This is a genomic window from Puribacter membranae, assembly GCF_055380425.1.
Window position 1 is genome coordinate 2,172,053 of the sequence record NZ_AP040167.1, and the last position, 14,549, is coordinate 2,186,601.

At 53.7% G+C, this 14,549-nt stretch carries 14 protein-coding genes; 6 read left to right on the forward strand and 8 right to left on the reverse strand.

Annotated features, from left to right (window positions below):
• Positions 1 to 99: 99 nt before the first annotated feature.
• The 5 genes from ACZ41M_RS10450 to murJ form a co-directional block, all read right to left on the reverse strand.
• A complete protein-coding gene (locus tag ACZ41M_RS10450) occupies positions 100 to 1,536 on the reverse strand; it encodes a TolC family outer membrane protein (RefSeq protein WP_464731229.1) in 1,437 nt (478 codons plus the stop codon).
• Positions 1,537 to 1,547: 11 nt separating this feature from the next.
• Entirely contained in the window at positions 1,548 to 2,246 is a 699-nt protein-coding gene (locus ACZ41M_RS10455; protein WP_464731228.1) for a protein-L-isoaspartate O-methyltransferase family protein, read from the reverse strand.
• 77 nt (positions 2,247 to 2,323) lie between these two features.
• The gene (locus ACZ41M_RS10460; RefSeq protein WP_464731227.1) at positions 2,324 to 5,449 is read right to left on the reverse strand and encodes an efflux RND transporter permease subunit; all 3,126 of its coding nucleotides are present in this window, start codon (positions 5,447 to 5,449) and stop codon (positions 2,324 to 2,326) included.
• A 15-nt stretch (positions 5,450 to 5,464) separates the two neighbouring features.
• Complete coding sequence (locus ACZ41M_RS10465) at positions 5,465 to 6,739, reverse strand: efflux RND transporter periplasmic adaptor subunit (RefSeq protein WP_464731226.1); 1,275 nt, start codon at positions 6,737 to 6,739, stop codon at positions 5,465 to 5,467.
• A gap of 184 nt (positions 6,740 to 6,923) precedes the next feature.
• Positions 6,924 to 8,483 (reverse strand): murein biosynthesis integral membrane protein MurJ, encoded by a 1,560-nt coding sequence (gene murJ, locus ACZ41M_RS10470; RefSeq protein WP_464731225.1) that lies wholly within the window; start codon positions 8,481 to 8,483, stop codon positions 6,924 to 6,926.
• Between the two features lie 17 nt (positions 8,484 to 8,500).
• Here murJ and ACZ41M_RS10475 point away from each other — a divergent pair, with 17 nt between their 5' ends.
• The 5 genes from ACZ41M_RS10475 (at position 8,501) to ACZ41M_RS10495 (ending at position 12,283) form a co-directional block, all read left to right on the forward strand.
• Positions 8,501 to 8,689 carry a hypothetical protein gene (locus ACZ41M_RS10475; RefSeq protein WP_464731224.1) on the forward strand — a complete coding sequence of 63 codons (189 nt, stop codon included), beginning with the start codon at positions 8,501 to 8,503 and terminating at the stop codon, positions 8,687 to 8,689.
• 259 nt (positions 8,690 to 8,948) lie between these two features.
• Positions 8,949 to 9,218 carry a 30S ribosomal protein S20 gene (rpsT, locus tag ACZ41M_RS10480; protein ID WP_464731223.1) on the forward strand — a complete coding sequence of 90 codons (270 nt, stop codon included), beginning with the start codon at positions 8,949 to 8,951 and terminating at the stop codon, positions 9,216 to 9,218.
• A 216-nt stretch (positions 9,219 to 9,434) separates the two neighbouring features.
• The gene (locus ACZ41M_RS10485; RefSeq protein WP_464731222.1) at positions 9,435 to 10,097 is read left to right on the forward strand and encodes a hypothetical protein; all 663 of its coding nucleotides are present in this window, start codon (positions 9,435 to 9,437) and stop codon (positions 10,095 to 10,097) included.
• Positions 10,098 to 10,241: 144 nt separating this feature from the next.
• The gene (locus ACZ41M_RS10490) at positions 10,242 to 10,967 is read left to right on the forward strand and encodes a response regulator (protein WP_464731221.1); all 726 of its coding nucleotides are present in this window, start codon (positions 10,242 to 10,244) and stop codon (positions 10,965 to 10,967) included.
• 11 nt (positions 10,968 to 10,978) lie between these two features.
• A complete protein-coding gene (locus ACZ41M_RS10495) occupies positions 10,979 to 12,283 on the forward strand; it encodes a sensor histidine kinase (RefSeq protein ID WP_464731220.1) in 1,305 nt (434 codons plus the stop codon).
• Positions 12,284 to 12,379: 96 nt separating this feature from the next.
• Here ACZ41M_RS10495 and ACZ41M_RS10500 read toward each other — a convergent pair whose 3' ends face one another.
• The 3 genes from ACZ41M_RS10500 to ACZ41M_RS10510 all read right to left on the reverse strand — a co-directional run bounded on the left by ACZ41M_RS10500 (position 12,380) and on the right by ACZ41M_RS10510 (position 13,973).
• Positions 12,380 to 12,955 (reverse strand): copper chaperone PCu(A)C, encoded by a 576-nt coding sequence (locus ACZ41M_RS10500; RefSeq protein WP_464731219.1) that lies wholly within the window; start codon positions 12,953 to 12,955, stop codon positions 12,380 to 12,382.
• A gap of 32 nt (positions 12,956 to 12,987) precedes the next feature.
• Positions 12,988 to 13,446 (reverse strand): copper chaperone PCu(A)C, encoded by a 459-nt coding sequence (locus ACZ41M_RS10505; protein WP_464731218.1) that lies wholly within the window; start codon positions 13,444 to 13,446, stop codon positions 12,988 to 12,990.
• Positions 13,447 to 13,532: 86 nt separating this feature from the next.
• Positions 13,533 to 13,973, reverse strand: a complete 441-nt coding sequence (locus tag ACZ41M_RS10510; protein ID WP_464731217.1) for a DUF2946 family protein — start codon at positions 13,971 to 13,973, stop codon at positions 13,533 to 13,535.
• Between the two features lie 174 nt (positions 13,974 to 14,147).
• Here ACZ41M_RS10510 and ACZ41M_RS10515 point away from each other — a divergent pair, with 174 nt between their 5' ends.
• A complete protein-coding gene (locus ACZ41M_RS10515; RefSeq protein ID WP_464731216.1) occupies positions 14,148 to 14,483 on the forward strand; it encodes a YegP family protein in 336 nt (111 codons plus the stop codon).
• Positions 14,484 to 14,549: the final 66 nt, after the last annotated feature.

The window sequence follows — 14,549 nt, forward strand, 5'->3', positions numbered from 1 at the left end:
ACAACAAGTTAGATTTGTGACTAGATTCCCGCTTTCGCGGGAATGACGGAGCTTTAGTTTATAATAGGGCTTTGTCAACAGCCTCAGCCGACTGATAAATCAGTCGGCTTTTTGTTGCTTTTTAGGTAAGGTTTGCTGTGCGTTGCTGTTGTTGATATCGCTGGTATTCGCGTTGCCCAACAAGGCATTGATGTATTGAACATCATCGTCACCCAATTGCCCGATCGCGGCTTTTAAATTCACATTGCCCAAAATCGTGTTGTACTGCGCTTGCGCGAGGTTGTATTGCGCTTGTGCATAGGCGTTTTGTGCGTTCAATACGTCGATGTTGATGCGCATACCGAGTTGGTAGCCGAGGATGTTTGAGTCGGCGGACTTTCGCGCCGCGCCGCGCGCGCTTTCCAGCGCATTGATGGTGGCCAAACCGCTCACCGCTTGGTTATACGCTGCGCGCGTGCTTTGTGCAACGTTTTGCTGCGTGGCGCGCAGGGTTTGGAAGCTGATGTTTTCCTGCGCTTGCGCTTCGCGCACTTGGCCGCCGATCAGACCGCCATCAAAAATCGGCATGGATAGTTCGAGACCAACGGTGGTCACGGCGGATTGCTCGTCCGGCTCGCGTTGCAAGTTGGTGTTGCCCCAAGTGCGTTTGGCCACGACGTTGATTTGCGGCAGGCGCTTTTGTCCGATGCGCGTGGTGTCCAAGGTATTGAATCGGTAGTTGAGCTGGGCAATTTGTACGTTGTAATTGCTTTGTTTGGCATGTTCTACCCATGAATCGGCGCTGCCCGGTACGGGCATTTTGAGCTTGAGTGGCGCGCGGATGTTGGATAACGGCTCGTTAATCGCACGTCCGGTCAGTAGTTCGAGCGCGGATTTGGCGTTGTCCCACGCGGTGTGCGCGTTGATCAGCGAGGCTTGCGCATTGTGCCAGACGGTTTCAGCTTCCTGCGTGTCGATCACGGTGGTGTTGCCGATCTCGAAGTTTTTCTTGGCCATTTCCAACTGCCGCTCAGCGGCTTTGGCCACATTGTCGGCGACGCGTGCATTGTGTTCGGCCAGCCATGCGCTGAAGTAGGCTTGTACCACGCGGGTGATCAGCTCTTGTTTGGCTTGCGCGATTTTCAGATCAACGATGGCGCTTTGCACGTCCACTTGTTTGAGCGCGGTCAGTTTGTCGAGTGCGAATATCGGCTGGTTCAGACCGACGGTCAGGCTGGCCGGATGCGTGCGGCTATTCACGGCTTTGGTTTCACCCCAAAATTGTTTGCGGGTGTTGTACACGCCGCCCGAGAGGGTGACGGTCGGCAGTACGGCGGCGCGCACTTGGGCTTTTTGGGCGTTCAATACGTCATTCTGCGCCGCACTGGCGAGATACGTCGGGTCGTTTTTCTGTGCGTCCTGATACGCCTGCCATAGGTCGTAGGCGTGTGCGGGCTGGGCGAGCCAGACACTGCTGAAGGCGCACAGCAGCGCCGCGAACCGCAATGAGGTGCGGGTGCGGCGCGTTGATCGAGGGGTCGAACGTGAATGACGCATGCGGGCTTTCATCAGAATGTGAACTGAGAGACTTTGCCCGCTATTGGGGTTGCGCTTTTTTTGCGCTCTTCGTCGGAAAGCGGCGACAGGATGGTTTCAAACAGGGGTTTTTGTGCCCATGATTGCTCATCGGTGCGCGTGACCAGTACGGCGCTCATCGTTGGCGCCGAAGCTTCGCCGATCACAGCGAGCATTTGTCCGCCGACCGCGATTTTATTGAGCAATGCTGGGGTCAGGCGCGCGATGCTGCCTGCCAATACGAGTACGTCGAATTTGTCGGAGCTGGCTTTCAGGCCGTTGCCCAACTCATAATTGACGTTGTGTACATTCGCTTGGTTCAGGTTGTTTTGCGCAAAACGCAGGATTTTTTCGTTGATTTCATAGGCGGTCACGGTGCGCGCGAATTTAGCCAGCAAAGCGGCCAAGTAGCCGTCGCCCAAGCCGACGAGCGCGACGTTTTCCGTGCCTTGCAAGTCCAATTCCTGCACCATGCGTGCGAGCAGGCGCGGTGGCATCAGCTTGGTACCGGTGTTATCGCCATCATTGAGCACCAACGGTAATTCAATGTCCATGTAGGCGAATGGACGCAGTTCGGTCGGCAAGAAATCTTCGCGTGGCAAGCTGCGCAATAAGCGTAATAATTCGCGATTGTGCACGTCCCACGGACGGATTTGCTGGTGCACCATATTGTATAAAGCGGTTCGTTTCATCGTATGCTCCTCTCTAAGACGCATCAATCAACTCAATTTCATCGGGATGAGAAGTCGCCCTGTCCAAATCATATCCGTCATGCGCCATTATGGGTTGCATGACGATTCGCCCACCAGTGTCGCACTTTGCTTGCACCATCGTCAAGGAAGGTGTACACCACCGGCACGACCACCAGTGTTAATAAGGTTGATGTGATCGTACCACCGATCACTGCCTGACCCATCGGCGCGCGCTGTTCGGCGCCTTCGCCCAGCGCCAATGCCAGCGGTAACATGCCGAAAATCATTGCCAAAGTCGTCATCAGAATCGGGCGTAAACGGATATGTGCTGCTTCCAAAATCGCTTCGGTGCGGGTGGCGCCGTGCGCACGCGCTTGGTTAATGAAGTCGATCAACAAAATCGCGTTTTTCGTGACCAAACCCATGAGCAAAATAAAGCCGACGATGGAGAAAATATTTAACGTTGAGTTAAACATCAGCAAGGCCAAAAACACACCGATCAAGGACAAAGGCAGGGTGCTCATGATCGCTATCGGCTGAATGAAACTGTTAAATTGCGACGCCAACACCATGTAAATGAAAATCACCGCCAGGCCCAATGCGGCGGCGGCATGCCCGGCGGACTCCGCCGAGTCCTGTGCATCGCCAGCGACCGAGTAACCATAGCCCGGCTCCCATTTGATGGTTTGCAATACCTGTTCAATGTCGCTCGATACATCGCCGACGCTGCGGTTCATCGGATTGCCGTCGATGCGGATTTGCCGCACCAGATTCTCGCGCACGATTTCGGTGGCCGTTTCGCCATAGCGAATATCGGCCACGTCACCCACGCGAATTTGAATCGGTTCGCCCGTACTGGTGTTGATGCCTGTGGTGATTTTCATATTCACCACATCCTCCGGACGGGTACGCTGATCGGCGGGCAGACGCAGTTCAATGTCGTAGTCGCGGTCATTCGGCGCGCGCCAGCTGCCGGCTTTATAGCCCGTAATCATACCGGCCAAAATCGAAGACACTGCGCTGCTGTTCACACCCAGATCGGCAGCCTTTTGATGATCCATCACGATATCCAACGCGGGTTTTTTCTCTGCAACCGAGGATTCCAAATCCATCAGTCCGGGAACGGATTTGAGCGCGGTCAAAACCTCGGTGCTGTAGGCCTCAAGGCGTTTCAAATCCGGCCCTTGGATGTTGTAAATCAAGCGTTTGTTCGAGCCTGCGGGGCCGCCTTCTTGTCCCGTGACTTTGGACAGGCGAATACCGGCGATTTTGGATAATTCTTCGCGCATCGGGCCTTGCAAGGCGTTGACTTTACGCGAGCGCTCCGAGACGGGCTTGAGTTTGACATACAGGCTGACCACATTGTTGTCATTCGTGCCGCCGCCGATGCGCGCGAAGCTGTAATCCACCTCGGGGAATTTCTCTTTGAGCACGGCTTGCACCTGACGGGTTTTTTCCGTGCTTTGATCCAGCGATGTGCCGACTGGCGTTTTGAATTTCACATTCATTTCCGAATAGTCGCCTTGTGGCACGAACTCGGAGCCGATGATCGGTACGATCATCAGGCTGATGACAAAGGTCGCGGCGGCAATCAGCAGCGTCATGATGCGGTGTTTGAGCGCCAACTTGAGCATTTTTTGATAAGTGTCACTAAAGGCCTCCACTTGTCGTTCAAACCAAACCAATACGCGCGCGCCGGTACGCTGCTCCAGCGGTCGCTCCGAATCGGGATCGTGCCATTTGGACGAGAGCATCGGATCAAGTGTGAAGGATACGAACATCGACAGCAGCACGGCGATTGCCACGGTGATGCCGAATTGGTGGAAAAACTGGCCGATGGTGCCATTCATGTAACCGATCGGGACAAATACCGCGACGATACTGAGTGTCGTGGCCAGTACCGCCAGGCCGATTTCCTGCGTGCCCTCAAGCGCCGCGTTGTAATGGTCTTTTCCCATCTGCATGTGGCGCACGATGTTTTCGCGCACGACGATGGCATCGTCAATCAGCAGCCCGACCGAGAGCGAGAGCGCCATCAAGGTCAGGTTGTTGATGCTGTAACCGAGCACATACATGAAACCAAACGTGCCGATGATCGAAACCGGCAGCGTGATCGCGGTGATGACCGTGCTGCGCCATGAGTGCAGGAATAAGAATACGATCAAAATCGCCAAAAACGCGCCTTCGAAAATCGTATTGCGCACCTCGTTCACGCTGGAACGAATGCTGACGGTTTGGTCTTGGCGGGTGGAAATCTTGATGTCTGCGGGCAGGCTTTTTTGCAATTGTGCCATTTGCGTGCGCACGTTGTCCGCGACTTCCAAGGTATTCGTGCCGCTGGATTTGATGATGGTGATCGAGAGTGTCGGCTGTCCGTCGGTCATGGCGGCGCTTTTCTTCTCGGCAATGCCGTCTTCCACCTGCGCTACTTGCTCCAAATACACCGGCTGACCGCCGCGAGTGCCGATGATCAGGCGGCGAAAATCCTGCTCGTCTTTTAAGCGGCCTTTGACTTGGACGGTGAGTTCTTTTTCCTGATTTTTGACGACGCCTGCGGGAAGCTCTTGGTTCGCATTTTTAATCGCGGTGGCGATTTCGTTGATGCCGATGCCCAAGGCATTCATTTTGTTCGGATCCAGCACGATGTTCATTTGCGGATTTACGCCGCCCAAAACATTGATTTCACCCACACCGCGCGCGGTTTGCAAGCGCGGTTTAATCACGTTTTCGGCAATATCGGTCAATTCGCGCAGCGAGCGATTGTCACTGCCCGAGACCACGAGCGATAAAATCGGTTGGCTGTTCGGGTCGTTTTGCGTCACGATCGGGTCGTCGGCATTGCTCGGCAGCTCGCGCCGCACGCGGTCAATTTTCGCCCGCACGTCTTGCAGCGCGTTGTCCATATTGGTGTTCATCTCGAACTGCGCGATGACTATGGAGATGCCTTGATACGAGCGTGAGGTCAGGGTTTTGATGCCGCCGACCGTATTGATCGCCTCCTCAATTGGCCGCGAGATATCATTCTCCACCGAAGCGGGCGACGCGCCCGAGTAAGTGGTTTGCACCACGATGACCGGAATTTCCACATCGGGAAATTGGTCAACCGCCATTTTTTTGTACCCCATAATGCCCAGTACCACGAGGCCGAACACGACCATCACGGCGAAAACGGGGTTTTTAATACTGACGCGAGTGAACCACATGGCTGATCTGTCGCCTTATTTTTGATTGGGTTTATTGCTCAACCACGCTTTGATTTTGCCCCAAAAGGTTTTGGGCGCTTCGGTCTGTGCAGCGTTGTTTGAGGCGGCCGTGTTGGTCGTGCTGTCGCTCGCTTGGCCGGAATTCTCGACCAATTCTACTTTTTGTTCGGGTTTGATGTCGCCCAGATCCAAACGCACCACCGATTCGCCTTGTTGCAAACCGGAGGTGATTTCGGTCGGCGCATCGGCGGCTTCACTGGCGCGCTCGCCCAGCGTGACTTCGCGTTGCTCGATGCGGTCGTTGTTCAGGACATAGACATAGCGCCGCTCGTTTTTGGTGTGAATGGCGCTGGCAGGCACGCTCAGGACATTCGGTTTGCTGGAGAGCAAAATATCGCCTTGCGCATACATGCCTGCGCGCAGGGCGCCGGTGTTGTTCACGCGTACATAGACGGTGAAACTGCGCGAGCCGGCTTGAGCCGCCGGATTGATGCGTTCGACCGTGCCGGTGAAGGCGTCAATCACGCCGGGCGTGCGCAATTGCACGGTTTGGCCGATGGCGATTTGCCCGACTTGCTCGGCGGAGATCGGCGCGGAGACTTCAAAACTGTCCTCATTTACGATGGAAAACAACACCGAGCCGGTGCCGACGGTTTCGCCCGGATTGATTTTGCGGGCGGCAATCACGCCACTGATGGGCGCATTGATACGGGTTTCGGCTAAGTTGCGTTGTGCGATGACGAGGGTTTGCTGCGCATTGGTCAAGGTGCTGCGTGCGTTTTGCAGGGCGACTTCGAGTCGCTGCAAGGCCATTTTGGCGATAAAGCCGGAACGGTATAGCTCTTCGTTATTTTGGTAGTCTTTTTGTGCCAAATTTAGGCTTTGTTCGGCGGAGGCTACATTGGCGCGGGCTTGGTCGTATTGCGCCTGATAGGTGGTGGCGACCAGTTCGGCCAGAGTTTGCCCTTTGCTGACGGCTTGGCCTTCGCGCACCGCGACGCTTTGCACTTCACCACTGGCGCGTGCGCTGACCAAGGTTTGTTCCAAAGGATTGAGCGAGCCGGAAATCGGTAGGGTTTTGTCCAAAGACACTGCTTGCAATTGGGTGATTTCAGAACGTTTGATTTGAACCACGGTGGTTTCAGCGGTTTTGCTGCGACTGGTTTTGGTCAAGGCTTGGTAAACGCGAACACCGATGAACAGCGTCAATGCGAGGACAATCAAAACGACCAGTTGTTTGCGTCGACTTAATGCAAAAAAACGGGCAAAAAAATTGAGGTTGGATGCCATAAAAATCAGCCGAAAAATGGGTTTAGCGGTGTTGGGTCATCATTTTGTGATGAAACGGTCGCATTATGATCGGTTGAGCAAAACGCAATGTCCGCCGAATACCGCATTCTAAAGGATTTTCATGGACAAAATACGCCTTCCGAGCCGAGTTTACAAAACTTTACACGCATGTTTTTACCCAAAATCATGCGTGGCTCACCAGGCGGAAATCGCGCATGCGAAATCCCATCACAAACAAGGCCGCGAAATAACACACTGCGCTGGCGACAATGATTGCGGTCAACCAAGCGGCGCGTTTGAGCAAAGCAGTGCCGCCGGAAATGGACAGCCAATCGATTTGACGGCTGGCGAAATACGCGACCACACCCATGGCCAACACCGCCAAGATGACCTTGGCAATGAATTGCAACCACGGTTTCCACGTGCCCAGCACACCGCGCCGCCCGAGTAAAAATACCAAAATCGCTGCATTTAAGCACGCGCCCAAACCAATCGACAGCGACAAACCCGCATGTTGCAAATAAGGTACAAACAAAAGGTTCATGAGCTGGGTGGAGACCAGAACCCCGATCCCGATCAGCACAGGCGTTACGATATCCTGTTTCGCGTAATACGCACTGGCCAAAATTTTCACTGAAATCAGTCCGACCAAGCCGAATGAATACATCGACAAGGCTTGTGCGGTTTTTTGGACGTCCACGGCGGTGAAACGGCCATGCTGAAACAGCGTACTGGTCAAAGGAATCGACAAAACGCCCAAACCAACCGCCGCAGGCAAAGCCAATAATAAGGTCAAACGCAAACCCCAGTTCAGCAAGCGTTCATACTCCGCATGGTCATTCGCGCTGTGCGCACGGGTCAAACTCGGTAGCAAAATCGTGCCCAACGCCACGCCGAGCATGCCCGTTGGAAACTCCATCAAGCGGTCGGCGTAGGAAATCCACGATACCGCGCCGTTGCCTAAACTCGCCGCCCAGTTGGTATTGATGATCAGGCTGATTTGCGCCACCGACACCGCCAGCGTTGCGGGCAACATCAGCTTCAAAATTCGGCGCACGTTCGGATCGCGCGCGGCTTCGACGATATTGAACGAAATTTTCGGCAGCATCCCGATGCGCTTGAGCGCGGGAATTTGCCACGCCAATTGCAAAATACCACCGGCAATCACACCCGCAGTCAGCGCGTAAATGGGTGGATTGAAATGCGGCGCGAGGAAAATCGACGCGCTGATCATCGCGATATTGAGCAGTACGGGCGTGAACGCCGGCGTGGAAAAGTTTTTCCATGTATTCAAAATCCCAGAGGAGAGCGCGATCAGCGACATGAAAATGATGTACGGGAACATGATCTGCGTCATGATGCGCGTGTACTCGTAGCGCTCCGAGCCGACCTCCATCGTGCCGGCCATGACCCACATCACGCCCGATACGCCCACAATGCCCAAAATGGTGATCAGCGTCACCACCCAAAACAGCAAAGTCGCGGTGCGATCCACCAATACCTTGGTCTGCGCCTCGCCGTGCGTCGCTTTGCTTTGGCCGAGTACAGGAATGAACGCCTGTGAAAACGCACCCTCAGCGAATAAACGGCGCAATAAATTCGGAATCCGAAACGCCACGAAAAACGCATCCGTGGTCGCGCCCGCACCGAAAATCGAGGCCACCAGCATTTCACGAACCAAGCCGGTGATGCGGGACAACAAGGTAAAACCACTGACCGAGGCCAAAACCCGTAAAAAATTCATGTTATTGGACAAAAGAAATGATTGATGAACTGATGGTCATAATGGATCGCCCCATGGTGGATCGTTTTATGGGTGGATTGTTATGCAGGGTGGTCATCCCGGGTTTCACACAAGCTGATGTGCAAATACGACGCATAAACCCAGTTTGCGCGCAGCGACGCAACACAAACGGCCCGAAACATCAGCAAAATGACGAAAAGCATTGAGCCATCAGTAAAAAAGTGATATATTGTACAGCTATTTTCTTAAATGACCTGTGTTTTTTGTAACAAACGCTGTGTGTCTCACGGCGATTTGAGGTGAAAAACCGATGGTACGACAGTATACGGGTCGCGTGTAAAAATCGCTTTGCGCAAAGTGATTTTTATGACTCAGGAACGCATTAAGAACAGATGAGGCCGCTCGGCAACGGGCAGTACATCGCAATAGAAAATCGATTTTCAATTTGAATTTAAAGGATTAGTCATGGCAAACTCAGCACAAGCGCGCAAACGCGCTCGTCAGGCGGTCAAGCAAAACGCACACAACGCATCATTGCGTTCAGAATACCGCACAGCGGTAAAAAATGTTCGTAAAGCAGTTTTAGCAGGCGACAAAGCGGCGGCTCAAGCAGCTTTCGTTAAAGCAATGCCTGTGATCGACTCGATCGCGGACAAAAAAGTGGTTCACAAGAATAAAGCGGCACGTCATAAGAGCCGTTTGTCTGCCAGCATCAAAGCAATGGCAGCGGCTTAATCAGCCTCTTTCCTGCGAAGGACAAAAAGCGAAACCGACGGGTTTCGCTTTTTTTTGCGCGTTTTCCTGCAAAACAGTCTTTACAAATCTTTACCTGCGCGTAAAACAGCATTTACACCCCTTGGATAAAGTATCACCGTCAAATATGTTCATCGGCAATTAAACGCTTTGCCAACGTATTTGTAAGCGAACACAACCCATTCTAAGGAGTCATTTATGCAAAACCCAAACACCAAGCAATCGGCCATTGACGAAGTCACCGACGCGGTTAAAAATGAAACGGTCGATGAAGTTGTAACCGAAACGGCCAACGAAGCGCAAAAAGCGGCACAAAACGTCGCTGAAGAAGCGGGCAAAACCGCAGAAAAAGCGACAGCCCCAATTATGGAGAAAGCAACGGATCAAGCGACGGAAAAAACCGCAGATGCAGCGACAACAACCGAGCGTGACAACCGCTCGGATGAACGCAAAGATCGCGACGGATATCATGGCGGTCGCGGCAATCGCAATGACTGTGGGGACGGATGCCACCCGCGTCGTTGCCGCTGGGGTAAATGGCTGGCGATGGCCGGTCTGATGCTGGCCTCGGGCATTATCGGCGGTATGATTGGTGGCAAAATTGGTGGTCATGGTCATCACGATCGCTTTGATCGTTTTGAGCGCATGCCGCATGGTGGCATGATGCAGCGTGACGGTATGCGCGGTGGCGGTATGCAGGGCGGCGGCCCGATGGGGCAAGGGATGGGTATGGGGCAAGGTCAGGGAGTTCAAGGCCAAGGCATGATGCAAGCTGATCCAGCGGTTCAGCCGAACCCACCTGCGCCAGCGGCTCAAAATCCTCAAGCCACTCCGCCTGCCGCACCGACACAAAATCGTTGATACTGATCTTAGAGGCTGATCGTCGGGCGGCGCGGATGCGGTATAACACTGTAATCGCACGCCCGACGTGTTGTATGATGTGATGTGTGACCTAAATATACGAATACGCAACGCATAAACAACAGATACGCAACGGATAAAAGCATGAAACAGCATTTGTTACTGATCGAGGATGATGAACGTCTGGGCGCGCTGGTGTCCGAATACTTGACCGACGCGGGCTTTGACATTACCCATGTGCTGAATGCGGGCGATGGTTTGGCCTTGGTACAGGCGCAGACGAGCTCAGAAAAGCCGATTGACGGTATCGTACTGGATTTGATGTTGCCCGATATGGATGGCTTGACCGTGTGTCAAAAGGTGCGTGCGCAGTCGAATGTACCGATTTTGATGCTCACCGCGCGTGGTGACGCGATGGATCGCATTGTCGGTTTGGAAATGGGGGCGGATGATTATTTGCCCAAACCGTTTGAGCCGCGCGAATTGCTGGCGCGACTGCGCGCGATTTTGCGCCGTGGTGCGGGGCAAATGGTAGCGGATGCGGATTCCGATGTGTTGCAATTTGGTAGTTTGACCATCGATCGTGGTGCGCGCGAGGTACGCATCCAGACGCACAGTGGCGAACGGGTGTGCGACATCACCAGTTATCAATACGATTTGCTGTTGGTTTTGGCCGAGCGTGCAGGGCGCGTGCTGTCGCGTGACTTTCTGATTGAGCATTTGAAAAATCAAGCGCTCGAAGCATTCGATCGCTCGATTGACGTACACATCTCACGTGTACGTGCCGAGATTGAGGACGATCCGAAGCAGCCCAAACGCATTGTGACCGTGCGCGGCGCGGGCTATGTCTTTGCCAAGCACCAAGATTAACGGGGACGGATATGGTAAAGCGGCAAAAACTGTATGTCAAAATCTATCTGGCGGTGCTGGCGAGCATCGCCATTTTTGCGGTGGCTACCGCGCTGCTGTGGCACACGCTGGATGATCGCGAGGAGCGCACTGGCGGTCGCTTTGATGCCATGATGCAATTGGTGCAAAACGCCATTCCGGACGCGTCGTTGTCACCCGAGCAGCAACAAATGGCTTTGGAAAAGCTCAATCGCAATTTGCGGCTCAATATCGTTTTGATCGATCCGTCGGGGGCGGTCTTGGCGCAAGTCGGCGATCCAATGTATGTGCAGAGTGGGCGTGGGCATAAAGGCGTTCCGCCGACGATGGAGCTGCGATTGGCCGATGGTCGCGTGGCCTATGTTCGTCCGCCGCGTATTTTGGGGGGCGGGCGTCCGCCCAAACGCGACGGCGATTGGCCGATGGGCGTCGCGTTTATTTCCGGTTTGGGGTTGTTGCTCGGCGCGGTCGCGTTGACCGCGCTGCCGCTGACGCGTCGCTTGACGCGGCGCTTGGAGGTGCTCAATACGGGCGTTGCGCGTTGGGGGCAGGGCGATTTGTCGGTGCGCGTACCGGTGCAGGGTAAGGATGAGGTGGCGAAATTGGCGAGCAGTTTCAACAGCGCAGCCGAAAAAATCGAGGAGCTGGTGCAGACCAACAAGCTGCTGTTGGCCAACGCCTCGCACGAATTACGCACGCCGCTCACACGCATTCGCATGAATGTGGAAATGCTCAAAATCCAAGACGACGCGCGGCAAACGCAGCGCAAAGCCGAGATTGAGCGTGATATCAATGAACTGGATGAAATGATCGAAGGGATTTTGCTTTCCAGCCGTTTGGACGCCTACGCGCAAAACACGCAGGAAATGCCGCTCGAATCGGTGGATGTGTTGGCTTTGGTGGCGGAGGAGAGCGCGCATTATGCCGGCGTACAGGTGGCGGGCGAATCCGTGACGATCAACGCCAACCCGAAACTACTGCAACGTCTGGTGCGCAATGTGGTGGAAAACGCTTTGAAATATGGCGCGGCGCCGATTGATGTATCGGTCGTCAAAACCCTACCCAAAATCGCCACTTCAATGGCGCAAGGCGTGGATATTCATTTCAAAGACCATGGCGCTGGCGTGAGTTTGGATGATCCGAACCAATTGTTCGAGCCGTTTGTGCGCGCACATCCGTCACAAAAGGGTGCGGGTTTGGGGCTGGCGCTGGTGAAAAAAATCGCCGAGCGTCACGGCGGTGGTGTGGAAATCGTATCGAAAAAAGGCGAAGGCTTGCATTTGGTGGTGCATTTGTAAATCGTGAGATGAGCTTGGTGTGCCAATATAAAATGCCGCTAAAAAATGAGCGGCATTTTATTATGTCGACTTAATCGAGCCTGATCGAATCAAATATCAGTGCGACATTTTCATCGGCATGGCCTCACCCAAAGCTTTGACCGGCGCTTGCAGATCGAGGAACTCGGATTTGCCCGCCTTGTTTTTGATCTCCAATTTCAGCGTCACGGTGTCGCCTTCTTTGAGCGGTGCTTTCAGGCTCATGAACATGATGTGCAGGCTGCCCGGCTTTAATTCAACTTTGGTGTTGGCGGGCAATGGAATGCTCGGTACCTGCGCCATCACCATTTTTTCGCCTTCCATTTTCATGGTGTGCAACTCAACTTTTTCCGAAACCGATGAGGTCGCGCCGATCAGCGTCGCGTCTTGATCCGAAGTCAGGTTGACGAATGCGCCGCCCATGTTTTGCCCCGCGACCGTTGCGCGCGCCCATGCGCCTTGTACCTCAATTTTCAGATCGCCCACGGCACGAACTTCGCTCGGCATGTCGCTCATGGCCGGTGGGGTGGCATTTTGGGCTTGGCCTTGCGTCTGTGATGGCATGTGGCTGTCGTGGGTCTTTTTGCCGCAGGCGTTTAAGCCCAGCACGGCGATGGTGCTGATCAAACTGAGCGTCAGGAGTGATTTTTTCATGGTGTTTTCTTTCTTATAATGCGGATCATCGATTAGTGGTGCATGACCGAGTGTGCCAAAGATTTCACTGGCGCTTGGATGGTCAGGGTTTCGACATAGCCGGAGGATAATTGAATTTTCAAGGTGATGGGCACGGTCTGTCCTTCGGCGAGCGGTTGTTTTAACCCCATGAACATGAGGTGCAGGCTGCCCGGTTTCAATTGAACTTGGGTGTTGGCGGGTAATGGGATGCTGGATACCTGCGCCATCAGCATTTTTTCGCCCTCCATTTTCATGGTGTGCAATTCCATTTTTTCCGCAACCGGCGACGTCGCGCCGATTAATTGCGCGTCGCGATCCGAGGTCAGTGTGACGAAGGCGCCGCCCATGTTTTGCCCCGGAACGGTGGCACGCGCCCATGCGCCGTCAGCGGTGGTTTTGGCCAGTACGCTGGCGCTCAGTGTCAGGCCGATACACAGGCCGATGATGTTTTTCAGTGGTAAATGCTTCATGATGTCCTCAATAAACGTTTTTAAATGTCAGAACACGCACCTGCGATGGCAGGTGATTGACAGGGTGGTTTAACAATTGGGGAACATCAAACGGGCGGCGCACGCGGGCTGGCCCAACGCCATTGCGGCGTGGCGATGTCAACGACGCTCGGTTCAAGCGCAGCATGGTGCTGCGTTGGCACGAAAGACAAGGCAGATGCGTGCGCTGGTGGCGCAATATTGGGCAGGTGAATCAGGCAACTGAGGCATTGCTGACTGGCTTTGAGCTTTAAATCAGTGAAGTCGTGGCCTGTCTGAGTATCCGCCTCATTCATCCAGACCGTCATCATGCCCTGCGCGGTGCACAGGGTCACCGCCCGCGCCTGCTGCATACTCATCAAGCCATGCGCCGGCGTGCTGAGCATGGTCAGCGCGGCCAGCACGCTCAGATAAAAACCGAGCGTCTTACGGAGTACAATGGCTGGGCGATAAAACAGGCGCAATGGCCAGGCAGGACGCATAAGATAAGTAAATAAATGAACTGTCATAACCATAGCAGAATTCAGCGGCTGAATAAAGCGCAGATGCAGAAATTACACAATCCGATCATTATTCTACGAAAAAAACCGTGCTACAATCAAATCGCGATAATGAGCGCAAGTCGTCGCGATGCGGATAAAACATGAAGTATTTTTGACAGATTATTTTCTAAGGAGATCAACATGGCCGGTCGTTTTGAATTAAAGCAAGCCAAGGACAGTCAATATATGTTCAACCTCAAAGCAGGCAATGGACAAATTATTTTGACCAGTGAGTTGTATAAAACCAAGGTGGCCGCAGAAAACGGCATCGAATCGGTGCGTAAAAATGCGCCGGATGACGGACGCTACGAGCGCACGGAAAATAAAAACGGCGAACCGTATTTCAAACTCAAAGCCGCCAATGGCCAAGAGATCGGACGCAGTGAGTATTACAGCAGCAAAGCGGCGATGGAAAACGGCATCGAGTCGGTGAAGAAAAATGCACCGGATGCGGAAGTGGTTGAAAAGCAAGCTTAAGCCATCACTCAACCATCATTGGCTCGGTACGAAAAAAGCACATCGATTGATGTGCTTTTTTGCTGT

Excerpts from the sequence above, each read along its gene's own strand:
- ACZ41M_RS10500 (WP_464731219.1), bottom strand. The coding sequence starts at position 12,955 with ATGAAAAAATCACTCCTGACGCTCAGTTTGATCAGCACCATCGCCGTG.
- ACZ41M_RS10490 (WP_464731221.1), top strand. The coding sequence starts at position 10,242 with ATGAAACAGCATTTGTTACTGATCGAGGATGATGAACGTCTGGGCGCG.
- ACZ41M_RS10450 (WP_464731229.1), bottom strand. The coding sequence starts at position 1,536 with ATGCGTCATTCACGTTCGACCCCTCGATCAACGCGCCGCACCCGCACC.
- murJ (WP_464731225.1), bottom strand. The coding sequence starts at position 8,483 with ATGAATTTTTTACGGGTTTTGGCCTCGGTCAGTGGTTTTACCTTGTTG.
- ACZ41M_RS10510 (WP_464731217.1), bottom strand. The coding sequence starts at position 13,973 with ATGACAGTTCATTTATTTACTTATCTTATGCGTCCTGCCTGGCCATTG.
- ACZ41M_RS10515 (WP_464731216.1), top strand. The coding sequence starts at position 14,148 with ATGGCCGGTCGTTTTGAATTAAAGCAAGCCAAGGACAGTCAATATATG.
- ACZ41M_RS10460 (WP_464731227.1), bottom strand. The coding sequence starts at position 5,449 with ATGTGGTTCACTCGCGTCAGTATTAAAAACCCCGTTTTCGCCGTGATG.
- ACZ41M_RS10475 (WP_464731224.1), top strand. The coding sequence starts at position 8,501 with ATGATTGATGAACTGATGGTCATAATGGATCGCCCCATGGTGGATCGT.
- ACZ41M_RS10485 (WP_464731222.1), top strand. The coding sequence starts at position 9,435 with ATGCAAAACCCAAACACCAAGCAATCGGCCATTGACGAAGTCACCGAC.
- ACZ41M_RS10465 (WP_464731226.1), bottom strand. The coding sequence starts at position 6,739 with ATGGCATCCAACCTCAATTTTTTTGCCCGTTTTTTTGCATTAAGTCGA.
- ACZ41M_RS10495 (WP_464731220.1), top strand. The coding sequence starts at position 10,979 with ATGGTAAAGCGGCAAAAACTGTATGTCAAAATCTATCTGGCGGTGCTG.
- ACZ41M_RS10505 (WP_464731218.1), bottom strand. The coding sequence starts at position 13,446 with ATGAAGCATTTACCACTGAAAAACATCATCGGCCTGTGTATCGGCCTG.
- rpsT (WP_464731223.1), top strand. The coding sequence starts at position 8,949 with ATGGCAAACTCAGCACAAGCGCGCAAACGCGCTCGTCAGGCGGTCAAG.
- ACZ41M_RS10455 (WP_464731228.1), bottom strand. The coding sequence starts at position 2,246 with ATGAAACGAACCGCTTTATACAATATGGTGCACCAGCAAATCCGTCCG.